This window comes from Vibrio sp. 10N.237.312.B06 (assembly GCF_041464685.1).
Classification (GTDB): Bacteria; Pseudomonadota; Gammaproteobacteria; order Enterobacterales; family Vibrionaceae; genus Vibrio; species Vibrio tasmaniensis_A.
On sequence record NZ_JBFSPI010000045.1, the window covers coordinates 1 to 26,345 of the forward strand.

General features: G+C 44.8%; 22 protein-coding genes. 18 read left to right on the forward strand and 4 right to left on the reverse strand.

Annotated elements, in window-relative coordinates; translation table 11 throughout:
• Positions 1-666 precede the first annotated feature (666 nt).
• On the reverse strand, positions 667-1,845 hold the full coding sequence (queG, locus tag AB6C75_RS13330) for a tRNA epoxyqueuosine(34) reductase QueG (protein WP_029222983.1): 1,179 nt from the start codon (positions 1,843-1,845) through the stop codon (positions 667-669).
• A gap of 261 nt (positions 1,846-2,106) precedes the next feature.
• Here queG and tsaE point away from each other — a divergent pair, with 261 nt between their 5' ends.
• From tsaE to hflC, 8 genes are all read left to right on the forward strand, one after another.
• The gene (tsaE, locus tag AB6C75_RS13335) at positions 2,107-2,571 is read left to right on the forward strand and encodes a tRNA (adenosine(37)-N6)-threonylcarbamoyltransferase complex ATPase subunit type 1 TsaE (RefSeq protein ID WP_372107974.1); all 465 of its coding nucleotides are present in this window, start codon (positions 2,107-2,109) and stop codon (positions 2,569-2,571) included.
• Positions 2,565-4,280, forward strand: coding sequence for an N-acetylmuramoyl-L-alanine amidase (locus tag AB6C75_RS13340; protein ID WP_009847878.1), 1,716 nt, complete (start codon positions 2,565-2,567; stop codon positions 4,278-4,280). The genes tsaE and AB6C75_RS13340 overlap by 7 nt, the downstream gene beginning before the upstream one ends.
• An 89-nt stretch (positions 4,281-4,369) precedes the next feature.
• Positions 4,370-6,577 carry a DNA mismatch repair endonuclease MutL gene (gene mutL, locus AB6C75_RS13345; protein ID WP_372107975.1) on the forward strand — a complete coding sequence of 736 codons (2,208 nt, stop codon included), beginning with the start codon at positions 4,370-4,372 and terminating at the stop codon, positions 6,575-6,577.
• Between the two features lie 167 nt (positions 6,578-6,744).
• Positions 6,745-7,677: a tRNA (adenosine(37)-N6)-dimethylallyltransferase MiaA gene (gene miaA, locus AB6C75_RS13350; RefSeq protein ID WP_009847880.1), complete on the forward strand. Its 933-nt coding sequence runs from the start codon at positions 6,745-6,747 to the stop codon at positions 7,675-7,677.
• Positions 7,678-7,869: 192 nt separating this feature from the next.
• A complete protein-coding gene (gene hfq, locus AB6C75_RS13355; RefSeq protein ID WP_004735866.1) occupies positions 7,870-8,136 on the forward strand; it encodes an RNA chaperone Hfq in 267 nt (88 codons plus the stop codon).
• 44 nt (positions 8,137-8,180) lie between these two features.
• Positions 8,181-9,488 carry a ribosome rescue GTPase HflX gene (hflX, locus tag AB6C75_RS13360; RefSeq protein ID WP_139685854.1) on the forward strand — a complete coding sequence of 436 codons (1,308 nt, stop codon included), beginning with the start codon at positions 8,181-8,183 and terminating at the stop codon, positions 9,486-9,488.
• Between the two features lie 27 nt (positions 9,489-9,515).
• The gene (gene hflK, locus AB6C75_RS13365) at positions 9,516-10,718 is read left to right on the forward strand and encodes an FtsH protease activity modulator HflK (protein ID WP_017103358.1); all 1,203 of its coding nucleotides are present in this window, start codon (positions 9,516-9,518) and stop codon (positions 10,716-10,718) included.
• A gap of 2 nt (positions 10,719-10,720) precedes the next feature.
• Complete coding sequence (gene hflC / locus AB6C75_RS13370; protein WP_009847883.1) at positions 10,721-11,698, forward strand: protease modulator HflC; 978 nt, start codon at positions 10,721-10,723, stop codon at positions 11,696-11,698.
• 152 nt (positions 11,699-11,850) lie between these two features.
• On the opposite strand, the gene AB6C75_RS13375 is transcribed toward hflC, so the two are convergent.
• The gene (locus AB6C75_RS13375; RefSeq protein WP_010434105.1) at positions 11,851-12,039 is read right to left on the reverse strand and encodes a DUF2065 domain-containing protein; all 189 of its coding nucleotides are present in this window, start codon (positions 12,037-12,039) and stop codon (positions 11,851-11,853) included.
• A 171-nt stretch (positions 12,040-12,210) separates the two neighbouring features.
• Between AB6C75_RS13375 and AB6C75_RS13380 the strand changes: the two genes are divergently transcribed.
• Together AB6C75_RS13380 and motX are read left to right on the forward strand one after the other, a co-directional pair.
• Entirely contained in the window at positions 12,211-13,527 is a 1,317-nt protein-coding gene (locus AB6C75_RS13380; protein ID WP_009847885.1) for an adenylosuccinate synthase, read from the forward strand.
• A gap of 317 nt (positions 13,528-13,844) precedes the next feature.
• On the forward strand, positions 13,845-14,480 hold the full coding sequence (gene motX / locus AB6C75_RS13385) for a flagellar protein MotX (RefSeq protein ID WP_009847886.1): 636 nt from the start codon (positions 13,845-13,847) through the stop codon (positions 14,478-14,480).
• 154 nt (positions 14,481-14,634) lie between these two features.
• On the opposite strand, the gene AB6C75_RS13390 is transcribed toward motX, so the two are convergent.
• Positions 14,635-16,044: an amidohydrolase gene (locus AB6C75_RS13390; RefSeq protein WP_009847887.1), complete on the reverse strand. Its 1,410-nt coding sequence runs from the start codon at positions 16,042-16,044 to the stop codon at positions 14,635-14,637.
• Positions 16,045-16,293: 249 nt separating this feature from the next.
• Here AB6C75_RS13390 and rnr point away from each other — a divergent pair, with 249 nt between their 5' ends.
• From rnr to rplI, 5 genes are all read left to right on the forward strand, one after another.
• Positions 16,294-18,795 (forward strand): ribonuclease R, encoded by a 2,502-nt coding sequence (gene rnr, locus AB6C75_RS13395; protein WP_372107976.1) that lies wholly within the window; start codon positions 16,294-16,296, stop codon positions 18,793-18,795.
• 159 nt (positions 18,796-18,954) lie between these two features.
• Entirely contained in the window at positions 18,955-19,695 is a 741-nt protein-coding gene (gene rlmB / locus AB6C75_RS13400) for a 23S rRNA (guanosine(2251)-2'-O)-methyltransferase RlmB (RefSeq protein WP_009847889.1), read from the forward strand.
• 358 nt (positions 19,696-20,053) lie between these two features.
• On the forward strand, positions 20,054-20,467 hold the full coding sequence (gene rpsF / locus AB6C75_RS13405) for a 30S ribosomal protein S6 (protein ID WP_004735855.1): 414 nt from the start codon (positions 20,054-20,056) through the stop codon (positions 20,465-20,467).
• A gap of 130 nt (positions 20,468-20,597) precedes the next feature.
• Positions 20,598-20,825 (forward strand): 30S ribosomal protein S18, encoded by a 228-nt coding sequence (gene rpsR / locus AB6C75_RS13410; RefSeq protein WP_000090472.1) that lies wholly within the window; start codon positions 20,598-20,600, stop codon positions 20,823-20,825.
• A 38-nt stretch (positions 20,826-20,863) separates the two neighbouring features.
• A complete protein-coding gene (gene rplI, locus AB6C75_RS13415) occupies positions 20,864-21,316 on the forward strand; it encodes a 50S ribosomal protein L9 (RefSeq protein WP_009847890.1) in 453 nt (150 codons plus the stop codon).
• A gap of 200 nt (positions 21,317-21,516) precedes the next feature.
• Here rplI and AB6C75_RS13420 read toward each other — a convergent pair whose 3' ends face one another.
• Positions 21,517-22,413 (reverse strand): DUF481 domain-containing protein, encoded by an 897-nt coding sequence (locus tag AB6C75_RS13420; protein WP_372107977.1) that lies wholly within the window; start codon positions 22,411-22,413, stop codon positions 21,517-21,519.
• 175 nt (positions 22,414-22,588) lie between these two features.
• Here AB6C75_RS13420 and AB6C75_RS13425 point away from each other — a divergent pair, with 175 nt between their 5' ends.
• Genes AB6C75_RS13425 through AB6C75_RS13435 form a run of 3 tightly spaced genes read left to right on the forward strand, consistent with a single transcriptional unit; the run spans position 22,589 to position 26,329 of the window.
• Positions 22,589-23,980: a replicative DNA helicase gene (locus tag AB6C75_RS13425; protein ID WP_009847892.1), complete on the forward strand. Its 1,392-nt coding sequence runs from the start codon at positions 22,589-22,591 to the stop codon at positions 23,978-23,980.
• A gap of 6 nt (positions 23,981-23,986) precedes the next feature.
• Positions 23,987-25,072: an alanine racemase gene (gene alr, locus AB6C75_RS13430; protein WP_017097257.1), complete on the forward strand. Its 1,086-nt coding sequence runs from the start codon at positions 23,987-23,989 to the stop codon at positions 25,070-25,072.
• A 51-nt stretch (positions 25,073-25,123) separates the two neighbouring features.
• Positions 25,124-26,329, forward strand: coding sequence for a BamA/TamA family outer membrane protein (locus tag AB6C75_RS13435; RefSeq protein WP_372107983.1), 1,206 nt, complete (start codon positions 25,124-25,126; stop codon positions 26,327-26,329).
• Positions 26,330-26,345 lie beyond the last annotated feature (16 nt).

Sequence of the window (26,345 nt, forward strand, 5' to 3'; positions counted from 1 at the left end):
GAGCGCAACCTTGCCAAGGTTGAGGTCATCGGTTCGAACCCGATGTATCGCTCCAGTTTACTTTTCATGGTAAACAAAACTCTTTAAGCCACAGTGTTTAAAGACGACCTTACCGGTCACGCTCTTTCTTTAATGCTGCGAAGCATAATCCCCCCAAAAAGCAAATAATCCTCCATTATGGTGGATATTTTTTTGTCTTAAATTTTTGTTAGCAACAAGAATGCTAGTAAACATCAGGTCTCTGAAGCAGATACTTGAGGTTTTTCATATCTATAAACAGACTTATCCACAAAGTATCAAGTGTGGATAACTTGGTTGATAAAGTTATTTCAGACCTAATTCTTTACATTTCTCTAAAAGATCTTTCTTGTTTTCAGTATATTAGCTGAATTGTTCCGATCGTAACTCATTGTTTTTTATCAGGTTGAATGCTTACCTTGAATTTGATAAAAGATCGTTAACTTGTTGTTTTTTGATCTTAATCATTTATCGGTACTGTGTTTAACTTTACGTGGGTGTCGGAAGTTTACGAGAGTTCTGAATTTTTTCCACATTGTTAGAATTGAGAACAAGGTCAAACATTGTTCGAAAATTATGTGCAACGAGTTGTGTTGTATGGTGGGTTGTTGGTGTGGGTTGACCTGCCAATCGTTGATGGCTAAGGGGCTAGGCGTCTCTTGGTAGCCCTTTCTCAACGATGCGTATTAGCCTGTGCTTTTTGGTGAGGATTTTGCTGCTATTTTTTTGCACACAGCTATTTTTCTGCGTAGAGCTATCTTCTTGCATGCTGCTAGCATTGGGTAACTGTTGTAGTTGTTTATTTAAAGCCCACTCAATATGCACATCCAGCATTTCGTTGTTGCCTCGATGAGATTCCAGTGTTTCAACAATGCGTTGTTGAAATGGCGCATTGCCCATAGCAACAAAAATATTGCGTAACCATTGGGTGTGTCCAATACGTCTTATCGCTGAGCCTTCCATCTTCTTTAGGAAGGTCGCTTCATCCCAACTTGAAAGTGAAACAAGGTCTGCCTCTCGGAAGTCTTCTCTGCGGTGGAAGTCTGTTTGCTCAGTGAGTTCGGCATGGCGGTTCCACGGGCAAACTAACTGACAGTCATCGCAACCGTAAATACGATTACCAATTGCGTCTCTATACTCTTCTGGGATCACACCATCATATTCAATGGTTAAGTACGAGATACATTTTCGAGCATCCACTACGCCATCAGCAATAATGGCGCCCGTTGGACAAGAGGTGATACATGCGGTGCATTTGCCGCACTCATCGACACTGGGTTCATCTGTTGGAAGAGGTATGTTAACTAACAATTCTCCTAGGAAGAACCAAGAGCCAGCGTCTTTATCAAGAATTAATGAGTGTTTACCTGTCCAGCCCAACCCTGCTTTTTGAGCGAGCGGTCGTTCCAAGATGGGCGCTGAATCTACGAAAGGACGTGAGTCTAAACCTTCGACTTCCTTCTCGATTCTTTGTCCCAGCTTTTTCAACTGGTTGCGGAACAATTTGTGATAATCGCGGCCTAAAGAATAACGGCTGATATAACCTTGAGTGGTATCGCTTAGGTTAGAGGCAAACTGAGCTTCTGGTGGTAGATAGTTCATTCGGGCGCTGATCACTCGAATGGTGCCTGGGTGAAGTTCATTGGGACGAGCACGCATCATCCCATGTCGAGCCATCCAATCCATTTCGCCGTGGTTGCCAGCATCTAGCCATGCTTGAAGAGGGGCTTCATGTTCACTTAAATCAACATCGCAGATGCCAACTTTTTGAAAGCCGAGTTCTTTTCCCCAGATTTTAATTTTTTCAGCAAGATGGTCTAGATTCATGGCTTCATTCTTAATTCTTAATTCTTAATTCTTATTTTCTCTGTTTTACAATTAGAGATAAGGCTAATTAAAATTAGGTTCGGCAAAAATGGGGGCGGATCTTAACGGATCTTAGTGGTATTGACCAGAACAGACGTGTTTTGATCAGTATTTTTCATAGAACTTACACTTGAGTGCTTGTCTCCCAAAAGCATCACGGTTTACTATTCTTGTTCTTTTGATTTTTATATAGTCAACGATCGATTTTTAGAGAACGTATTCATGAGCACGAAACAATTTACTTTGAAAGATGAACAAGCAACGATTCAATTAGGAACGGAGCTTTCTAATCTTTGCTCACAGCAGACAACTATTTATCTGCATGGTGATCTTGGCGCAGGTAAAACGACCTTCAGTCGTGGTTTTGTAAAAGCACTTGGCCATCAAGGAAATGTAAAGAGCCCAACGTATACTCTAGTTGAACCTTATCAACTTGCCGATTGGCAGGTGTACCATTTTGATCTTTATCGCCTAGCCGATCCTGAAGAATTAGAGTTTATGGGGATTCGTGACTACTTCACGCCAGATGCTATCTGTTTGGTTGAATGGCCAGAGAAAGGTTATAGAATGCTACCAGAAGCTGATTTGGATATTGATATTCGTTACCAAGACGATCACCGCATTGTTTCTTTAACCGCTAACAGTGAATACGGACAGCGCTTACTTAGTCAGTTGGAGTTATGTTGATTTCTAGACGCCTTATTTCAGCAGTAGCTATGTTGGCTGCTGTTTTTTCTATATTGTTTTCTTCACTTGTTTCTGCAAACTCACTAAAGAGTTTAAGGGTTTGGCCTTCTCCAGAAGAAACTCGTGTGGTTATCGATTTAAAATCAGAAGCGGATTTCAGCTATTTCACCCTGAGTAGCCCGAGTCGCTTGGTTGTTGATTTAAAAAAGACCAACCTTGCAACTAAGTTACCGGTCGTGGTGAAAGACAGCCCCGTTCTATCTAAGATTCGTAAAAGCTCACCGCCAGACAAAAACACGTATCGCTTGGTTTTTGAGTTAAAGAAGTCGTCTAAAGCAGAGTTGTTTAAACTCAGTCCGACTCCTGGTGGTCAGTACGGACATCGCTTGGTGATCGACTTGCCTCATGGTGCGGCAAGTAAAGGCAAAGCAACATCAACGCCGAGTAAGCCAACAGTGAGTAAGAACCTCAATCAAGTTAAGCGTCAGCGTGATGTTCTGATTGTGATTGACCCAGGCCACGGTGGTGAAGATCCTGGTTCCATTGGCCCATCTCGTAAATATGAGAAGAATGCGACTCTTAGTATTTCGAAAAAGATCGCTGCGCAGTTAAATGCAGTTCCAGGAATCAAAACGCGTTTAACACGTAATGCTGATTACTTTGTAAACCTGAACAGACGTGTTGCAATTGCTCGAGAGAACGAAGCACACCTCTTGATCTCTATTCACGCCGATGCCTTTACTACGCCTCAACCAAGAGGTGGTTCGGTGTTCGTGTTGAATACTCGACGCGCAAACACTGAGATTTCCCGTTGGATTGAGAACAAAGAGAAGCAGTCAGAATTGCTGGGCGGCAGCGGTGCTGCGTTTACTGGCAATATTGCAGATAAAAACGTCAACCAAACCCTGCTTGATTTGCAGTTTAGCCACTCTCAAAAAGAGGGCTATAAACTGGCAACGACTATTCTCTCTGAAATGGGTAAGGTCGCAAAACTGCATAACAGTAAGCCGATTAACACCAGCTTGGCAGTGTTACGTTCACCACAAATTCCATCGGTACTTGTAGAAACGGGCTTTATTTCGAATCCGACCGAAGAGAAGCTTCTTTTCCAACGTTCGCATCAAGACAAACTTGCGCGAGCTGTGACCAAAGCGGTCGTTAAATATTTGAAAGCGAATCCACCAGAAGGGATTGTTATTTCTAACGCGGCGGCATCTTCTAACTCTACCAGTCAGCACAAAGTACAGCGTGGTGAATCATTGTCTGTGATTGCGAAGAGGTACGGCACGTCTACACAAGCATTAGTGAAGTTGAATGGTTTGAAGTCGACGAGCTTAGCGGTAGGGCAAATTCTAAAAATTCCAAGCTCGGGTTCACAAGCGGCTACCACAACAAGCCGTAAAACGGTGACACACACGGTTAAGTCTGGAGAGTACTTAGGCAAGATAGCTAGCCGTTACAAAGTATCGGTAGCAAGCATTAAACGTGAGAACCGCTTGAAATCAGAAACCGTGAGAGTAGGCCAAAAGTTACGTATTACGGTTGAAGTAAAAGATATACCTCTACGTAAACATAAAGTCGCAAGAGGCGATTATCTTGGCAAGATTGCTTCGAAATATGGTGTGAGCGTCAACAGTATCCGTCAAGCAAACAAACTACGTTCCGATGAGTTGGCCATTGGCCAAGTGCTGATTATTCCGCACAAATAGTTGGCTAATGTTGAAGTAATGTTTAGAACATAGAAGCAATCTCAAACGCGAGAAGTGCTTCTATAAATGGCAGTAAGGTAGCTATACATATGACGATCAAAATACTGCCAGCTCGGCTAGCTAACCAAATCGCAGCGGGTGAAGTGGTAGAAAGACCTGCTTCTGTTGTGAAAGAGTTGGTTGAGAACAGTTTGGATTCTGGTGCGACACGTATCGATATCGATATCGAGAAAGGTGGCGCTAAGATGATCCGTGTTCGTGACAACGGCAAGGGCATTGTTAAAGATGAGCTTGCCTTGGCATTAAGCCGTCATGCTACCTCTAAAATTCATACTCTTGATGACCTTGAAGCGATCGTCAGCCTAGGTTTCCGAGGTGAAGCTCTGGCGAGTATTAGCTCTGTTGCGCGCCTAACTATGACTTCACGCCCTACGACTCAGGATCAAGCTTGGGCTGCACATAGTGAAGGTCGTGATATGCAGGTGAAACTGCAGCCAGCAGCGCATCCCATTGGCACCTCGGTTGAGGTATTGGATCTGTTCTTCAATACTCCGGCACGACGTAAATTCTTACGCACCGAGAAAACTGAATTCACGCATATCGATGAGCTGCTTAAACGCATTGCATTGAGCCGTTTTGATGTGACGATTAACCTTCGTCATAACGGTAAAATGATTCGTCAGTACCGCGCTGCAAAAACACAAGTTCAAGCCGAAAAGCGCATCGCAGCAGTATGTGGCAATCCTTTTGTTCGCCATATGCTTAAGATCGAACTTGAGCATCAAGGCTTAAAACTTCATGGTTGGATCACCACGCCTGAAGGAGCAAGACAACAAAGCGATCTGCAATACTGTTATGTGAATGGTCGTATGATGCGCGATAAGCTGATCAATCATGCGATTCGTCAAAGCTACGAAACTAGCTTGCGCCCCGACCAATTCGCGACGTATGTGTTGTTCATTGAGCTAGACCCACATCAGGTGGACGTGAATGTTCATCCTGCAAAACATGAAGTGCGTTTTCATCAAGCCCGCCTTGTACACGACTTTATCTACCAAGCCTTGAGTGATGGCTTAGCCCAAAGCAAACAAATTGATGCAGCACCGATCAAGCAGTCTGCGTTTCATCAGTCAGAAGTGATACATCATCAGCAAGGTAGCTCGAATCCGGGTATCGGAGAGATTGCCAGTTTCTCAGAGCCTGAAAGCATAATGCCGAGCAGTTCAGAACAACCTCAAGTATCTGATAGTGAAAGATATGCTATTGAGCAAACGCCAGCCTACCCAAGAAAAGCAGAATCTGAACAGGTTTATGATAACCCTCAGCACAGCGTTAATGATGCTGGGCAGCGTTATAGCTCACCAGCTAACCGAGGTTCATCGTCTAGCAGAGGCTCGTCGGATCGCGAAACCAGTTTTACCGGTTCGCCTCGCCAAGAGTGGATAGAGTCTCGACCTGAACCTAAAAAAGAAAAAGAGCCGCACCAACATCATGGTGAACCTGCTCCATCTAAGCGAGAAGTGAAGGCCTATAAAGAGCTTCTGAAAACGCCAAGTTTTGATGACCAAGTTGTAGAACCATCCTCACCTCAAGACCATGTGGCACCAGTAGAAACCAGAGACAACTTAGAAAATATAGACAGCATAGAAAATAAAGAAGCTAAGCCTGCTCAACAGAACCCTGTTCATTTAAAGCCAAGAGCACCTGTGACGGACTTAGGCAAAGCAGTCTCGGTAGTGGAATGCCAATATTTGGTAATGGGAAACAAGAACGGCAGTGTGTTGGTTTCTTTGGCTAAGGCTGAGTTATTGCGTGTTGTTGGCCAGCTTGATACGCGTGATGGCGCGTTAAAGAGCCAACCATTATTAGTGCCTTTATCCATCAAATTAGGCGCTGATTTAGTCGATGTCGCTAAGGCGCTAAGTCCCATACTGTCTGTGCTTGGTATCGAGCTTAAAGCTAGGAATAACGAAGCGATAATGGTGATGGGAGTGCCTTCTCCTTTGAGGCAGCAAAACTTACAAATTTTGATCCCAGATCTGTTATCGTACGCGGCTTCAATAAACGCTCAGGCCTCGGAAACTCAAGGTCATAGCTTTTCTAGCGATACGTTACCATTACTGGTTAACTGGATCGGGATTCAGACAGCACAAGTAAAAAACGACTACACTTTATCTGAAGCGGTTCAACTAGTTGGGGAACTTGAGCAACTTTGGCATGGTCTACTTCCATTAGATGATCCCGAATTTGTTAATCCTATCGACTTTTCTGCAACCATCGCTGCTTTTATGGCTTAGTTTGTAGGTGAATTTTCACAGCTGAGTTTTAGATAAATTAAGCTTATTTACGGCTTCGGCTGTTTACGATTTAACTGTTGCGATGAGGCTTTTCTTAGTAGACAAGTGTATCGCGACATGAAGCCTTTTAATTAAGTGCTCTAACAGAGAAATAAATACAAAATATCATGACTGAAAAATTACCTTTAGCGTTGTTTTTAATGGGCCCAACGGCATCAGGAAAAACAGATTTAGCTATCCGCTTACGTCAGAAATACCCGGTAGAGATCATCAGTGTCGATTCGGCGCTAATCTACAAAGACATGGATATTGGTACTGCTAAGCCGGATGCAGGAGAGCTCGCGCTCGCGCCTCATCGCTTGATTGATATTCTCGATCCAAGCGAAGCGTATTCTGCGGCTGACTTTCGTCGTGATGCGATCAGTGAAATGAATAAGATTGTAGCGGAAGGTAAAATCCCGCTACTTGTTGGTGGCACAATGCTTTACTACAAGGCATTGTTGGAAGGTTTATCGCCACTACCCGCTGCGGATCAAGAGATTCGTAAGCAGATTGAAGCGGAGTCTATTGAGCAGGGTTGGCAGGCATTGCACGATCAATTAAGAGAGATAGATCCCGTATCCGCTGAAAGAATACACCCAAATGATCCACAAAGGCTTTCAAGGGCATTGGAAGTTTACCGAATTTCGGGTAAAACATTAACAGAGCTAACTCAAACGAAAGGCGATAGCCTGCCATTTCGTGTAAAACAATTTGCAATAGCTCCCAAGGAAAGGAAAGAACTCCATCGCCGCATTGAGCTGCGTTTCGAGAAGATGATAGAAGCGGGATTTGAAGATGAAATGAAAGCGTTGTACGCCAGAGAAGATCTTCACCCTGAACTGCCATCGATCCGATGCGTTGGTTATAGGCAGATGTGGGATTATTTAGATGGGAATTGCGATTTAGACGAAGCGGTTTTCCGTGGTGTCTGCGCAACCCGTCAATTGGCCAAGCGACAAATCACCTGGTTACGCAGTTGGGATGATTTAACTTGGTTGGATAGCGAAAACATTGAACAGGCGTTAGAAACTCTTTCAGATGCAATAGCATCTGATTAGTATTGCTGTGTATAATGTGATCGCTTTTGCGTGAATATACTCTGGAAAGGATCAGTTGTTGAGGCTTTTAAAAATCACAGCCTTTCAATAACAACGGAGTTTTTTTATTCGTTTAGCTCAGATGCAAAGGCCGCACCTTTTTGTGCACCACTAGCTAAATAATTACAACAAAATATAAATAAGGAAAATAAAATGGCTAAGGGGCAATCGCTACAAGACCCATTCCTAAATGCACTCCGTCGTGAGCGCATTCCAGTCTCTATCTATCTTGTTAACGGCATCAAGCTGCAAGGTCAGATCGAGTCTTTCGATCAATTCGTGATCTTATTGAAGAACACAGTAAACCAAATGGTTTACAAGCATGCGATTTCTACTGTGGTTCCTGCTCGTGCAGTGAGTCACCACAGCGGCGAGCAACAACGCGCGCCATCTGATCGTCCTGAGAAGACTGAAGATTAATCGTTCAATTGATACAGCTTGCGCTGTAATAAGGAGTTGGTTGCTTGTTTGACCGTTATGAATCCGGCGAGCGAGCCGTACTTGTTCATATCAACTTCACGCAAGAGGGAGAATGGGAAGACCTGAGCGAATGTGAAATGCTGGTCTCCTCAGCGGGGGTAGAAACGCTACAAGTGATTACTGGTAGCCGACAATCCCCACTCCCTAAATACTACGTTGGAGAAGGTAAAGCCCTAGAAATCGCACAAGCTGTTCAGCTAACCGGTGCTGAAATTGTGATTTTTAACCACTCCCTCTCTCCTGCCCAAGAGCGAAACCTCGAGCAATTGTGTAAATGTCGTGTGATTGATCGCACGGGTTTGATCTTAGATATCTTTGCACAACGTGCGCGAACTCATGAAGGTAAGCTACAAGTTGAGCTCGCTCAGCTTCGTCATATCTCTACTCGATTGATTCGTGGTTGGACTCACCTTGAAAGGCAGAAAGGTGGTATTGGTCTTCGTGGTCCAGGTGAAACTCAACTGGAAACCGATCGACGTTTGTTGCGTGACCGTATAAAGGCAATATTACGTCGTTTAGCGAAAGTCGCTAAGCAGCGTGAACAAGGACGACGTGCTCGTAATCGAGCTGAAATCCCAACAATTTCTTTGGTTGGTTATACCAATGCGGGGAAATCAACACTTTTCAATCGCATCACAAGTGCTGGTGTTTATGCGGCAGACCAACTGTTTGCAACTCTAGACCCAACACTACGTAAGATTGAATTGGCAGATGTCGGGCCTGCAATTCTCGCAGATACCGTAGGTTTTATCCGTCATCTACCACACGACTTGGTCGCTGCGTTCAAGGCTACGTTACAAGAGACGCAGGAAGCTGACATTTTGTTACATGTTGTTGATGCCAGTGATGACCGCTTTCGTGAGAACATTCAGGCTGTTCATGAAGTATTAGAAGAAATCGATGCTCATGAAGTGCCAACCCTTGTAGTCATGAACAAAATTGACTGCATGGAAGACCAAAAACCTCGAATTGAAAGAGACGAAGAGGGCGCACCTCGCGCTGTTTGGGTTTCTGCAATGGAAGGAGAAGGCATTGAACTGCTGTTTGAAGCTTTAACTGAGCGTTTAGCAAGTCAAATGGTTCAATTCCGATTGTGTATTCCACATCAACATCAGGGCCGTATTCGTAGCTTATTCTTTGAGATGAAATGTATTCAACAAGAAGAGTATGATGAAAATGGTAACTTGTTGATAGATATCCGAATGCAACAAATAGATTGGTCTAAACTTGAAAAAAGAGAAGGGGCACTCTTAGGTGGCTTTATCGTTACCAAAGAGACTGCTACAGTATAACGTCATATCAAATGATGGAGCTTTCTAATGGCGTGGAATGAGCCTGGAAATAACAACAACGGCGATAATAACGGCCGCGATAACGACCCTTGGGGTAAGAACAATAATCGCGGCGGCCGAGATCAAGGACCGCCAGACTTAGACGAAGTGTTTAGTAAACTAAGTCAAAAGTTAGGTGGCAAGTTTGGTAAAAAAGGTGGCAACGGTAACGGGCCATCTATTGGTGGTGGCGGTGCGATTGGCTTTGGTGTCATTGCTGTCATTGCGATTGCTATCTGGTTCTTCGCTGGTTTCTACACCGTTGGCGAAGCAGAAAGAGCAGTAGTACTTCGATTGGGTCAGTTCGACCGTATCGAAGAGCCTGGTCTTAACTGGCACCCACGCTTCATCGATGAAATCAAAGATGAGCAACTAGTAAACGTTCAAGCGATTCGTTCTCTACGTGCTGCTGGCACCATGCTAACGAAAGATGAAAACGTTGTGACCGTTGAAATGGGTGTTCAATATCGTGTTTCTGACCCATACAAGTACTTGTATCGTGTAACGAATGCAGACGACAGTTTACGCCAAGCAACCGATTCTGCGCTTCGTGCGGTAATTGGTGACTCACTAATGGATAGTATCCTAACAAGTGGTCGTCAGCAGATTCGTCAAAGCACTCAAGAAACGCTGAACCGTATTATTGATAGCTACGATATGGGTATTCTTATTGTTGACGTGAACTTCCAGTCAGCACGTCCACCTGAGCAAGTGAAAGATGCATTTGATGATGCTATCGCGGCTCGTGAGGATGAAGAGCGTTTCGAGCGTGAAGCTGAAGCTTACCGAAATGACATTCTTCCAAAAGCAACAGGTCGTGCTGAGCGTTTGAAGAAAGAAGCGGTGGGTTACTCAGAGCGTACAGTTAATGGTGCTCTAGGTCAGGTCGCTCAGTTCGAGAAACTGCTACCTGAATACCAAGCAGCTCCTGAAGTAACACGTAACCGTATGTACCTTGATACAATGGAAAAAGTGTACTCAAGCACATCGAAAGTCCTGATTGATTCTGAATCAAGCGGTAACTTGCTATACCTACCAATTGATAAGCTAGGCGCACAAGGTGGTTCTCAGTCGGGCACTCGCCCTGCAAAAGCATCATCAACTTACGATCAAATTGAGTTAGAAACTCAAGCGGATCCAAAGTCTAGCACTCAAACTCGTTCAGACAGTTCACGCCAAGGGAGATACTAATAATGCGTAAATTAATGATCCCTGTATTAGTTGTGACGATTGCCCTTCTATTGATGTCACTATTTGTGATTCAAGAAGGCGAGCGTGGCATGGTAATTCGTTTTGGTCGAGTTCTCGATGACAACGGCGTATCACGAATCTATGAACCAGGCTTGCACTTTAAACTGCCGATGTTTGATCGCGTAAAAGTACTTGATGCTCGTATTCAAACGATGGATGGTCGTTCTGACCGTTTCGTAACATCAGAGAAAAAAGACGTTCTAATTGATACCTACGCAAAATGGCGTATTGCTGATTTTGGACGTTTTTATCTGAGTACCGGTGGCGGCAATATCATGACGGCAGAAGCACTTCTTGAGCGTAAAGTGACAGATGTTCTTCGTTCTGAAATTGGTTCTCGTGAAATTAAGCAGATCGTATCAGGCCCTCGTAATAAGGACATCCTGCCAGACTCTGCTGATAGCGAAGTTGTCACAACGGTAGCGGCTGCAGAAGCACTAGAAGTTGATGGCGAACGCGATAAGATCATGGAAAACGTTTTGTCTGGAACGGCAGAAAGTGCGATGGCTGATTTAGGTGTTGAAGTTGTTGATTTCCGAATGAAGAAGATTAACCTTCCTGACGAAATCAGTGAATCTATCTACCGCCGTATGCGTGCAGAACGTGAGTCGGTTGCTCGTAGACACCGTTCACAAGGTCGTGAGAAAGCAGAAGTTATCCGTGCTCAAGCTGAGCTAGAAGTCGCGACTGTTCTTGCTGAAGCTGACCGTACTGCTCGAGTGACTCGTGGTGATGCTGATGCAGAAGCAGCGAAGATCTACTCTGATGCGTTCAGCAAAGACCCTGAGTTCTATGGCTTCATGCGTTCACTGCAAGCTTATGAGACATCATTTAGCGATAAGAGCGACATTCTAGTACTGGATCCGAAGACTGACTTCTTCCAATACATGAATCAAGCAAGCGGTGCTCCAGCAAAATAAGCTGATTCGTTAATTCATTAAATTAGCGAAGTACCTAAAAATCAAAAGGCTCCCATAATGGGAGCCTTTTTGTTTTCTATTCGTTGAAGACTGCAGGTGACCATTGAATCTTCGAGGGAAGTCGTAGTGACAGCTCCGTACTTTGAGAAAACCTAACGGTAGGTCATGAAAGCGATAACGGCACCAGCCACCACAAGACAACCGCCAATACGGCGCAGTTGGGTGTCTGGTTGCTCGCTCAGTTGCGCGACCATGTTTCTCCAGCCATTGGGTGCAATCAAGGGGCCGAGCCCTTCAACGATAAGAACGAGCCCAATAGCGAGCCAAATTGATTGAGACATGGTTCTGCCTTTTGTCTATAAAATGCAATGATATCAGCATCTTTACACATTCGCCCTCAGTTATCGCTGGTTTATTTTTGTACAGCGTTAACGTTTATGAACAAAAAGTGACTGCAAGAAGTGTGATTCAGTGCTAGAATCCATTTTTAATTAGCAACAGAAATTGGAAAGATGGGAAATAACGTAGTCGTTCTAGGCACCCAATGGGGTGATGAAGGTAAAGGTAAAATCGTTGACCTTTTAACTGAAGATGCAAAATACGTGGTTCGCTACCAAGGCGGTCACAATGCAGGTCACACACTTGTAATTGACGGTGAAAAAACCGTTCTTCACTTAATTCCATCAGGCATCCTACGCAATAACGTTAAATGTGTTATTGGTAACGGTGTTGTATTATCGCCTGACGCACTTCTTAAAGAGATGAAGCCTCTTGAAGAACGCGGTATCCCAGTGCGTGAGCGTCTTTTCATCTCTGAAGCTTGTCCTCTAATTCTTCCGTACCATATTGCTATCGACAACGCGCGTGAAATCGCTCGTGGCGCTAAAGCTATCGGTACAACAGGTCGTGGTATCGGTCCTGCTTACGAAGATAAAGTTGCTCGTCGCGGTCTACGCGTTGGCGACCTTTTCGATAAAGAAGCATTTGCTGAGAAGCTAAAAGAAGTTATGGAATTCCACAACTTCCAACTAGAGCACTTCTACAAAGCTGAAACAGTAAGCTACGAAGAAGTACTTGAGCAAGCGATGAGCTACGCAGACATGTTAACTGCGATGGTTATCGACGTAACTGACGAACTAGACGCAGCACGTAAGCGCGGCGACAAGATTATGTTTGAAGGTGCTCAAGGTACGCTACTAGATATCGACCACGGTACTTACCCATACGTAACGTCTTCTAACACGACTGCTGGTGGTGTTGCTGCAGGTTCTGGTTTCGGTCCTCGTCACATCGGTTACATCCTTGGTATTACTAAGGCTTACTGTACTCGTGTTGGTTCAGGTCCATTCCCAACTGAGCTATACGATGGCCTTGAGAAGCAAGACCCAGTCGGTAAGCACCTAGGCGATGTTGGTCACGAGTTTGGCGCAACTACTGGTCGTCTACGTCGTACAGGTTGGTTCGATGCTGTTGCTATGCGTCGTGCAATCCAAATCAACTCTCTATCTGGTATGTGTCTAACTAAATTAGACGTTCTAGATGGCCTAGAAGAACTAAAAATCTGTACTGGTTACAAGATGAAAGATGGTTCTATCCTAGAAGTTTCTCCAATGGCTGCTGAGTCATTCGAAGAAGCGACGCCAATCTACGAAACAATGCCTGGTTGGTCTGAAAACACATTTGGTGCTAAATCTATCGACGCGCTTCCACAAGCTGCTCTAGATTACATCAAGCGTATCGAAGACCTAACTGGCGTTCCAATTGATATCGTATCAACTGGCCCAGATCGTAACGAAACTATCATCAAGGTTCACCCATACGGCGCATAATGCCAGCTGAGTGATTACCACAGCACGAACCGTACTGAGGTAATTAAAGTACTTTGATAATGAAATAGTTTTCTAAAAGCCGACTTTATTAAGTCGGCTTTTTAATACCTGCAATTTGAAAACGAAGCCGTTCGTGATGACCTTTTGAACGCCATATGGCAAAATATTGCCCATTAGCGGCAAGTTTTGTCTAAAGCCGTCAAGGTTATTGCCGATACAGATATCATGGAAAGTGAAGTTCACCCTATTTTGGTGCGTGCAGAAATCGTCTGCTGCCCTCAATAGATAGCTTTAACGACAGATAATAGAGTGCAGGTATGAAGCTACGAATTGTAGCAGCTTCATTGATAGTGGCGCTGAGCTCACCCTTGAGTCATGCAGATTTGGCTGATGTGGGAGAGCCCGTTCCAATATATACAGAAGCTGAACTGATTAATTTAATCGAGAATAATCAACACCTAGAGCGAGTGAAAGCTGATAAGTGCCAGTTAGTTGAAGATATCGTTGCTCGTGCAACGCGTATTAGCTTGCCTTCTTATGAGTTTTTATACGGTGATATGTTGGCTTGGGGTGTGTGTGTTCCGCAAGATGTAGAGCTTGGCCTTTACTATATGGAAAACGCGGCACATCAAGGTTTACCAGCGGCACTAGAGCAGCTAGGACGTTATTATTCTCTTGGCACCTTGGTGCAACAAGACAAAGAGCGTGCGATCCCGTATTTACGTGAAGCCGCCTCGATGGGTAACTTAAGTGCAAGTATCCACTTAGCGGAACTCTTGCTACGTGATTACGGTAGCCCGTTAGATTATGAAGATGCTTATCGCTGGTTATACAACTCGGTGACAGCGGATCAAAGGCAACATAAGCGTATAACTGTGCTTCGAAGCGGTTTGGAGCGGAGAATGCCAGACAACATTATCGCTCGAGCAAAACGTCGAGACGTGTTCTGGTAATTACAATTATTAATTAAGGTTGATGGTTAACGACTGCACTCGTTAACCATCTATCTTGATCGAGAAAGATATCGATATAAAAAGGCCTCATAGGTAAATACCTATGAGGCCTTTTTTGATCTGAACGGAAAGCCGTTTATTTCATTCGATGACGTTACTGAACAACTTCACCAGATTCAATTACCGTCTTACGAACGACTTTGGTGAAATCGAGTGCTTCTTGGCGAATTTGATCTTCATCGACCGTTAGCATGTCGCGATCTTGCATGATGATCTTGCCATCAACGATGGTGTGACGAACGTTCCCCGAGTTAGCTGAGTAAACTAATGCAGAGTATGGGTTGTACACAGGAACCATGTTTGGAGCCTTGGTGTCGATCACTATGATGTCGGCTAGCTTGCCTGCTTCAAGAGAGCCGATCTTATCTTCCATGTGTAGTGCTTTTGCTGCGCCCATTGTTGCCATGTCGATCACTTTGATCGGCGGCATTGCAGCACGATCTTTATTCACCAATTTGTGAACCTTAGCGACTTGGTTGAACTCATCAATGGTGCTCAATGTGTTACCAGACATTGGGCCATCAGTACCTAAACCGATACGTACATTTTCGTCATACATCTTAAGCGCAGGTGACACGCCTTTTGCTGACTTGATGTTGGCACTCATGTTGTGAGCTACGCCCATATCTGATTTTTTCACTAGCTCGATATCATGATCGTCTACTAGGATCATGTGTGCGCCAACTAAGTTTTTGTTTAGTGCACCAATGCTGTCCATGTATTGAACCGGAGATAAACCTTCAGCTCGTTTTGCAATTTTTTCTTCTTCACGATGAGATTCAGCTAAGTGAATCATTACTGGAACATCAAGTTCTAGAGAAAGCTTTGCTACTTTTTGAAGGACTTCGGTTGTGTTTGTGTAAGGGGCGTGAGGAGCAAATGCAGGCGTAATACGCGGGTGATCTTTATATTCTTCAATGAAGTTCAATGCGTATTTAATACCTTCTTCCGCGTTTGCTGCATCAGCCACTGGGAATTTGATTACTGTTTCGCCTAATACTGCGCGCATACCAATTTTATCAACAGTTTTAGCGACTTCGTCTTCAAAGTAGTACATATCAGCGTAAGTAGTTACGCCACCTTTTACCATTTCAACGTTACCAAGGTTAGCGCCTATACGAACCATATCGCGAGAGACTAACTTAGCTTCAAGTGGGAAGATGTAGCGGTGCAAGCGATCAGGCACATCATCGGCCAACGAACGGAAAACCGTCATGGATACATGAGTATGAGTATTGATGAGACCTGGCATTACGATATCGCCATCAACGTCTAGCACTTGTTTAGCTTGGTACTGCTTCTCTAGTGAAGCATCGCCAACCGCAATGATTTTGTTGTCTTTGACCACAACAGTGCCGCTCTCGTAAACCGTTTTTTCTTGGTTCATGGTTAGAACCATGGCATCGGTTATCATCAGGTCAGCTTTTTCCATTGCTGAACTAGCAAATGGAAATAGAGCTAGGCTTGCCATCGCTGAAGCCAATAGGGTGCGTTTTAGTTTCATATCAATACTCAGAACAGGTGTTGTTAAAGTGTGTGGATAATAGTGTATTTCATTCATGGCGCAAACGTTTGTTTTATCGTTTGCTTGAAATTTTGATGATAGTCCGCGTCTATGAAGTGATGTTTAACAAAGTGAAGATATGTATCAATCTTAGGTTATTTTAGGCTTTTCCAAAGCATATCTGTAGCTTACCTCTAGCATCAGATATACTAGGGGTAATATACCTTCCTTGCTTAAGCAGGCCCGCCTATGTCAAAAAACACACCAATGTCAGAAAACACGACAGCGACAACCACTGTTGATCCTTTTGCCGACCGAGAGTCGAAAAATTACGAAAACCCAGTACCAAGCCGTGAGTTCATTATTTCGTTTCTAACAGACGCGAATATTCCTATGAACCGCAACGATCTATTCGAAGCTTTGGGTTTGGCTGGAGAGGAACAATATGAAGGGCTGCGTCGTCGTTTACGTGCAATGGAGCGTGATGGACAGCTTATCTTTACCCGTCGTCAGTGTTACGCATTGCCTGAGAAGATGGAATTGATTAAAGGCTTTGTGATTGGTCATAAAGACGGTCATGGTTGGGTACGCCCAAACGGCAGTGTGGGTAAAGACAATGATATCGTGCTGCCGCATCATCAGATGAAAACCATCATGCACGGTGATTACGTATTGGTTCAGCCTACTGACAACAGTAAGCGTGGCCGTCGTGAAGGCCGTTTGGTTCGTGTGCTTGAAGAGCGTAAAACGCCACTTGTTGGTCGCTTCTTCCTAGAGTACGGCCATTCTTATGTGGTTGCTGATGATTCGCGTATTAGTCACGACATCCAGATCCCAACTGAGCATAAAGGCGGTGCTCGAATGGGTAATGTGGTTGTGATTGAAATTACGGACCGTGGTGGTCGTTCTCGTAACATGATGGGTAAAGTGACCGAAGTTCTTGGTGAGAATATGGCTCCGGGTATGGAAACGCAGATCGCGATCCGTACTCACCAGATCCCACAAGAGTGGCCTGAAGCCGTAGATAAGCAAATCGAAAATCTTGGTGAGTATGTTCCTGAAGAAGCAAAAGAAGGACGTGTTGATCTGCGTAAATTGCCATTGGTTACTATCGATGGTGAAGATGCGCGTGACTTCGATGATGCGGTTTACTGTGAAGCGAAGAAAGGCGGCGGTTGGCGCCTATGGGTAGCGATTGCTGACGTAAGTTATTACGTTCGCCCAGAGACAGCGCTAGACAAAGAAGCGATTAACCGTGGTAACTCGGTATACTTCCCGTCACAAGTTGTCCCAATGCTGCCAGAAGTACTTTCAAATGGTTTGTGTTCATTGAACCCTCAAGTCGACCGTTTGTGTATGGTGTGTGAGATGACTATCTCAGACAAAGGTAAACTGTCAGGCTACAAGCACTACGAAGCAGTCATGAATTCCCATGCTCGTCTTACTTATAACAAAGTAGGCGCGATCTTAGATGGCAATGAAGAATTACGTGAACGTTACGAACCAGAAGTACCACATCTTGAAGAGCTTCATAAGATGTACAAGGTGCTTAAGAAAACGCGTGACGAACGTGGTGCGATTGAATTTGAAACGGTAGAAACTAAGTTTATCTTCAATGCGGATCGTAAGATTGACCGTATTGAGCCAGTAATCCGTAACGATGCACACAAGATCATCGAAGAATGTATGATTCTTGCGAATATCGCATCGGCATCTTACGTAGAAAAAGCGAAAGAGCCGGCTCTATACCGTGTTCACGATACTCCGGGTGAAGAGCGCTTAATGGGCTTCAAGAGCTTCTTAAGTGAACTAGGCTTAACGCTGGAGGGTGGCCTGTCGCCATCTCCGGTAGACTATGCACAACTGATGCAGCAGATTAACGAACGTGAAGATCGTGAATTAATCCAAACTATGCTGTTGCGCTCAATGAAACAAGCGGTATACAACGCGGACAACGCGGGTCACTTTGGTCTAGCTCTTAAGCGCTATGCTCACTTTACCTCGCCAATTCGTCGTTACCCAGATTTACTATTGCACCGTGCAATTAAGTACCTTATTGCGAAAGAAGAAGGTCGTAACAGCGAGCGTTGGACGCCAACTGGTGGTTACCACTACACTTTCGATGATATGGACTTCTACGGCGAACAGTGTTCAATGACTGAGCGTCGTGCTGATGATGCTACACGTGAAGTGAACGACTGGCTGAAATGTGAATACATGCAAGACCATGTTGGCGAAGTGATGGATGGCGTGATTGCCAACGTGACTGGCTTCGGTTTCTTTGTGCGTCTAACTGAACTGCACATCGATGGTCTGGTACATATTTCTGCGCTAGCGAATGACTACTACCAATTTGATGCTGTTGGTCAGCGTCTAGTGGGTGAAAGCTCAGGTAATATCTACCGCTTGGGTGATTCGGTTAAAGTGAAGGTTTCTGCGGTTAACTTAGAAACTCGTCAAATCGACTTTGATTTAGAAGACACCGATCGTCAGCCGCGTGGTAAAGGTAAAACAGCCAAGAAGCGTGCAGCTGAAGCGATGAAAAAGGCGAAAAGCAAGAAGCGTTCAGCGGTGAAGAGTAATAAGCCAGGTGTAGCAGCGAAGCCTTTGGTTGAACCGACTAAGCGACCTGATGGAAGTAGCGAAAGCTCAGCTAAGAAGAAAAAGCCAGCGAATAAAACTGGTGCTGCTAAAGCTCGTGCGAAGAAAAAGCGCGCAGCAAGCCGTAAGCCAAAGGCTGATAAGTCTTAAGCTATCGTCATTACAGTGACGAGTAGGGCTTAAACGTCTAACGAATTTAAATGCGAGAGTATCAGGCGGAAGATGCATGCTCTCGAAATAAACAATACAGAGATGGGTGCATCGGGTTTGATGACATTCACCTCTGAGCAATAAGAGTAACCAGAGACAATGAGTAACGAATTTATTTACGGTATTCACGCGGTGAAAGCCGTACTAGAAAAAGATCCAGCACGTTTTATCGAAGCGTATGTACTGAAAGGGCGTCAAGACGATCGCCTGCTTCCATTACTGAATCAATTGCAGCAATTTGGCGTATCGATTCAACAAATGGGTCGTAAGCCGCTTGATGAAAAAGCACAAGGTGCGAATCACCAAGGTCTTATTGCTAAGGTGAAGCCTGCTAAGCAGCTTAATGAAACTCACCTAGATGATATCCTTGCGCAGCACGAACAGCCTTTGCTGTTGGTTCTAGACGGCGTAACAGACCCTCACAACCTAGGTGCTTGTCTGCGTAATGCGGATGCCGCGGGTGTTGCTGCTGTTATCGTACCGAAAGACCGCTCTTCGCCGCTAACAGCAACGGTAAGCAAGGTAGCGTGTGGTGCGGCTGAGACCGTTCCTCTAGTACGTGTAACCAACCTAGCTCGTACAATGCGTGCACTGCAAGAACAGGGTGTATGGTTTGTGGGTACCGCAGGTGAAGCAACGCATGATATCTACCAAGCGAAGTTAACAGGCCCTCTTGCTGTAGTTATGGGTGCTGAAGGTGACGGTATGCGTCGTCTAACGCGTGAAACCTGTGATGATCTGATTAAGATCCCAATGGCAGGTAGCGTGTCGAGCCTGAACGTTTCAGTAGCATCGGGCATCTGTCTGTTCGAAGCGGTACGCCAACGTTTAGCTCAGTAAACCTAGGTTCAGCAACATTTGATTCAGTTACGCTTGGTTTAGTTGTGTGTCTCTATGTTGTTTAGAAGTACTTGCTATATAAAGAGTTAAATGACTTTAAGTCTATGAATTTATTAACGCTCACCACTTGCTGGTGGGCGTTTCTTTTTAGGGCCTAGAGTGACAAATTGACAGAATCACAGATGGCTAGATGGCGAAAGAAAAACTGTTTCATTATTAGCCAAATACCGCTTGCCAATACCGGGTTCTTTCTATAATATTTGCCGTCCTTAAAACTCGGTCATTTTTCTTTAGTTCCTTGCTTCCCTTGGACGACCGAGCCTTTCGTGGAAGCTAATAATCCGTAAGGAGCAACCAAATGCGTCATTATGAAATCGTATTCATGGTTCACCCTGATCAAAGCGAGCAAGTTGCTGGCATGATCGAGCGTTACACTGGTTCAATCACTGAAGCTGGTGGTACTATCCACCGTCTAGAAGACTGGGGCCGCCGTCAAATGGCTTACCCAATCAACAAACTTCACAAAGCTCACTACGTTCTTATGAACGTTGAAGCTGGCCAAGAAGTGATGGACGAGCTAGAAACTGCTTTCCGTTTTAACGATGCAGTTCTACGTAACATGATCATGCGCACTAAAGGCGCTGTGACTGAGCAATCTATCATGCTTAAGCAAAAAGAAGAGCGTGCAGAGCGTGCTCCTCGTCGTGATGACCGTGAAGAACGTGCACCACGTCGTGAAGAAGAAGCTAAGCCAGAAGCTGCTGCTGAGTAATTCTTTTTTGGCCTTTTAGGTCATTAAATTTTATTCAACTCGTTTAGGTATTCCCACTAAGCATTTGCTTAGACTTATTTATAAGTTCGTGTGAGTACCGCATTATTAAATTTAGATCAGGAGATAGCCCATGGCTCGTTTCTTCCGTCGTCGTAAATTCTGCCGTTTTACTGCAGAAGGCGTACAAGAGATTGACTACAAAGACGTAGCAACTCTAAAAAACTACATCACTGAAGCTGGTAAAATTGTACCTAGCCGTATCACTGGTACAAGTGCTAAATACCAACGTCAGCTAGCTCGCGCTATCAAGCGTTCTCGTTACCTAGCACTACTACCGTACACTGACAAGCATCAGTAATCGGTAATAGTTAATAATAGTTTAAGAGGACTAAGATAATGCAAGTTATTCTACTTGATAAGATCGGTAACCTAGGTGGCCTTGGCGACCAAGTAAACGTTAAATCTGGTTACGCTCGTAACTTCCTTATCCCACAGGGTAAAGCAGTTATGGCAACTAAAGACAACGTTGCTATGTTCGAAACTCGTCGTGCAGAACTAGAAGCTAAAGTTGCTGAGCAACTAGCTGCTTCAGAAGCTCGCGCTGAGAGCGTTAACACTCTAGAAGGCGTTACAATCGCTTCTAAAGCTGGTGACGAAGGTAAACTATTCGGTTCTATCGGTACTCGTGACATCGCTGACGCTATTACAGCGGCAGGTGTTGCAGTAGCTAAGAGCGAAGTACGCCTACCTGAAGGCGCTCTACGTAACATCGGCGAATTCGAAGTAAGCATCCAACTTCACTCTGAAGTTTTTGCTACTGCGAAAATCGCTATCGTTGCAGCTGAGTAATTTCAGTACCAAGACGAATTCTTTCTTTTGAAAGTTTTAAACACCAGCTTCGGCTGGTGTTTTTTTATGTCTGCAATATGGGTTTTAAGCTTTTTGGAACAGCGACTATTGCAGGAATAGGAAGCACTAGAGAGGAGGGGCTTACATAGTAAAAAACGAGGGTGTTCTTTATCGATACATCGTTCTACCCGCTCTCAAATTTAGAATTGAAAAAGTAGATTTACAGACAGTACGGAATCTTCTTTGTTCAACCCTTCAGGTACCTTGTCGTGGTACTGTCGAGAGTGAGCAATCTTCAGTGCGATATTGTCGGTAATATCGTTGATGGCTTCTAATTCAGTATCAAATTTTAGGTTGCTGTGGCCGGATACCAACGTCACATCGGCTTTGAGCTTCAAATTTTTCAATACCTGCCATGATGTATTTACATTGCCACGGAAAATCGCTTCTTCAACGATCTCTGGGAAGATGATGTCATCATCGTCTATTTCATCAAGGTTCGGTTCTTGGTAACGAAAACCCGGGCCCACTTCGACCTCCAACACAAACTCTTCTGTATTCGAAAACTGATAACCTAAACCGCTAGAAACGGTGTAGTCCTTAAAATAAGCACTGTATCGTGAATCGACCCCTTTAAAGCTGCCATAGAGGTAGGTTTTCGGACTTAACTTGTAGTCACTCTGAGCAGAATATGTCGATTGCCTTTTATCTTCTTCGCCATCTTTGTAGAGATTGTAGTATTTCCATTCGCCACTGGTTCTATGACGGCCAGCCGTGTACTCACCGTTCAGGCGTGCATTCAGCGATCGAGAATCAGAATTACCAGTATGCGACTGATATCCAAATTCGACTTCAGTATTCAGTGGGTTCGGCAGTTCTGTGTCACTCGAATCACTCGGTGCGATATCCATATCTTTTTCAGGTGTCGGTGCAACGACGATCGGCTCAGCAGCAGGTTCTGGTACCACTATCGAGTCGAGGATTGCATCAACAGAGGCTTTAGCATCATCCGCTAAGGCCGACGGAGTGCTCAGGAGACCGATGCTTAGAAGACTAGAGCTTAGAAGACCAGTGTTCAGAGCCAATAATTTGGACACGCATACCTCAGTTATACAGTGAATGAATGGAAGGATCGTAATGCTACCTTTGCTTAATTCCGTCAGCAATAGGTAAATTCTTGCTGAAGAATAAAACAAACTCATAGGATCGGATTACAAACGGATGTTCTTGGGTATAATGAACGCTCATTATTAGTTATTGAGTGTAGTCATAGTGGATACCAAAAGTCAGAAATCAGCCAACGATCAGGTGGACGCCATCAAGGTCCCGCCACATTCATTAGAAGCTGAGCAATCTGTTATTGGCGGTTTGTTATTGGATAACGAACGCTGGGATACGGTGGCCGAAAAGGTTGTGGCCAAAGACTTTTATAGCCGTCCTCACCGTCTGATCTTTGAAGCGGTAAAGGATATCCTTGAAGAAAGCTCTCCTCTGGATCTTATTACACTCTCTGAACATTTAGAGCTGCGTGAGCAACTTGAAGAAGTGGGTGGCTTTGCTTACCTTGCTGACCTAGCGAAAAATACGCCAAGTGCGGCAAACATCAATGCCTATGCAGATATCGTGGCACAACGTGCATTGGTGCGTAGCCTGATTGGTGTAGCAAATGAAATTGCGGATTCTGGTTATGATCCTCAAGGTCGTACATCGGAAGAACTTGTTGATCTTGCTGAGAGTAAAGTTTTCGCGATTGCCGAAGGCCGAGCAAGTGAGAATGAAGGTCCACAAAACGTTGATAGCATTCTAGAGAAGACGCTAGAACGTATCGAAATCTTATATAAATCGCCACAAGATGGTGTGACAGGTGTCGACACGGGTTTCAACGACCTCAATAAGAAAACGGCAGGCCTTCAGGGTTCTGACTTAATCATTGTTGCTGCGCGTCCATCGATGGGTAAAACCACGTTTGCGATGAACCTATGTGAAAACGCAGCGATGAAGCAAGACAAGCCAGTGTTAATCTTCTCGCTAGAGATGCCAGCTGAACAGCTGATGATGCGTATGCTTGCATCACTTTCTCGCGTAGACCAAACCAAGATTCGTACCGGTCAGTTAGACGATGAAGATTGGGCTCGTATCTCGTCGAGTATGGGTATTCTGATGGATAAGAAGAATATGTATATCGATGACAGCTCGGGTCTAACGCCAACAGAAGTACGTTCTCGAGCTCGACGAATTGCTCGTGAGCATGATGGTATCTCTATGATCATGATAGATTACCTTCAATTAATGCGTGTACCTTCGTTATCTGATAACCGTACTCTAGAGATCGCCGAGATTTCTCGCTCATTGAAAGCACTAGCAAAAGAGCTCAACGTGCCAGTTGTGGCACTTTCTCAGCTTAACCGTTCCCTAGAGCAACGTGCTGATAAGCGCCCAGTTAACTCGGATTTGCGTGAATCAGGTTCGATCGAGCAAGATGCCGACTTAATCATGTTTATCTATCGTGATGAGGTTTATAACCCAGATAGTTCATTGAAAGGCATCGCTGAAATCATCCTTGGTAAGCAACGTAACGGTCCGATCGGTTCGGTTCGTCTTACGTTCCAAGGTCAACACTCCCGATTTGATAACTATGCAGGTCCTGCATTTGATGATGAGTAATCACTAATGACTTACATGAAAGCAGCGACGGCGAGTATTGACTTAAACGCGCTTGAACATAACCTGAACCAGATAAAGTCGAAGGCTCCTCATTGCAAGGTAATGTCTGTTGTGAAAGCCAATGGCTACGGACATGGCTTACTGCATATTGCCAAGCATTCAAAAAGCTCTGATGCTTTTGGTGTGGCGCGTATTGAAGAAGCATTACAGCTTCGTGCTGGTGGCATTGTTAAACCTATTTTGTTGCTAGAAGGGTTTTATTCTTCGGGTGATTTGCCAATCTTGGTGACCAATAACATCCAAACTGTGGTGCACTGTGAAGAGCAATTAAGTGCGCTAGAGAATGCGGAATTAGAAACACCTGTCGTGGTTTGGCTAAAAGTCGACAGTGGTATGCATCGCCTAGGTGCTCGTCCTGAGCAATACCAAAACTTTGTTGAGCGCTTACATCAATGTGCGAATGTCGCTAAACCTCTGCGCTACATGAGCCACTTCGGTTGTGCTGATGAACTTGATAGAGCAACCACCGTTGAACAGACCGAGCTTTTCTTATCGCTCACCGACGGTTGTGAAGGTGAGCGTTCACTTGCTGCTTCAGCGGGTCTATTAGCTTGGCCAGACAGCCATCTTGATTGGGTTCGACCGGGAATTATCTCTTACGGTGTTTCTCCTTTTGCTGATAAATCAGCGCAAGATCTTGGCTTTTATCCTGTAATGACTTTGACCTCGCACTTGATAGCGGTTCGTGATGTTAAAGCGGGTGAAAGTGTGGGTTATGGCGGTAACTGGACCAGTGAGCGAGATACCAAGGTTGGTGTGATCGCGATAGGTTATGGTGATGGTTATCCTCGCACTGCTCCTAACGGCACTCCAGTATTCGTTAACGGCCGAAAAGTACCGATCGCCGGACGTGTATCAATGGACATGCTAACGGTTGACCTTGGCCCTGATGCGGCAGATAAAGTCGGTGATGAAGCAACATTATGGGGTAAAGATTTACCTTCAGAAGAAGTCGCAGAACATATTGGCACTATCGCTTACGAGCTGGTCACTAAGCTGACTTCGCGTGTTGCGATGGAGTATGTGAAGTAGCTAATACGAAGTAACTAAATGTGAAGTAACTATGGATCCTATAAGTAAATGATGTTCATACGAACGACTCGACACTGGTTAATGTCTGCAATGGCATTAACCAGTGTCAGCTTGTCTTCTCCCGCTGTGAGTGAAGAAAAAGATTCAGCCTTTGTTCCTTTCTATTTTAGTACTGAAACCATGGGTAATACCTTCGGGGTTGCTGGTGTCGCAAAGGGTGTTTGGCAGCCTCAAGCAGCTCTGTTTGGCATGGCGCTTTATTCAGATAAAGACAGCTACGTCGGTTTCTTATCAGCCTTTAACTTCGCACTGTCTGAGAACGTATTGTTCAGTACTCAGATGTACCAAGCTCGCTTTAACGAAAACCCGTATTACATTGGCTCTCAAGGCGATAACGATTCATCCATTGATGATAAAACCATTGCCGACGGCTTAGAAGAAAACTATCAGGTTGAGTTTAAGTATCTGCTGCCTTGGGGCAATGTTGCAGAGCATGGCTTGTTAGGGGCTTTCCAACCCATCAAAGATGTGAGCTTTGCTTCCCCATTAGAGTCTGGTGTCAGTTCGATTGTCTTTACGCCTTTCTATACGGCTCGTGAGCTAGAAGGCTTAAACAATAGTGAACAAGCGACAGGTTTTAGTTTGGCGTTTGATTGGGACAACCGTGATAGCACACGCAACCCAACCAAGGGGGCTCATACCAATCTTGAGTTTACTACCGGCGCTGAAAGTTGGTCTAACGATGACTTATGGCTGAAGTGGACATTCCAAAACAGTCAGTATTTTGCATTGGGTCCTTTGGGGAACTTGTTCGATCAACAAGTCGTGGCATTTGATGTCTATACCGCTGACACACCTACGTGGGGCAACTGTTCAGGGCAAGATTGTGCTCGTCCACCCGAAACAGAACAAGCTCGACTCGGTGGCTTATATCGCTTAAGAGGTTATACCGGAGGCCGTTACCACGGTCGTTCTGCTATTCACTACTCTGCGGAATATCGAGTGCTTCCTGATTGGCAACCACTGGGCGATATCCCACTGATTAACTACTACGATTTACCTTGGTGGCAGTGGGTGGCGTTTGCTGAAGTCGGCCGTGTTGCTGATGAGTACGATATCAAAACACTGCACACAGACATGAAATGGAGCCTAGGCGGCGCAGTTCGTTTCCAGGTCGAAGGCATTGTTGTACGCGCTGAATTAGCGCGAGGCGGTGATGAAGGGACCTTTAGGGTTATGATAAACCAGCCTTTCTAATTCTGGCTTTACCAAC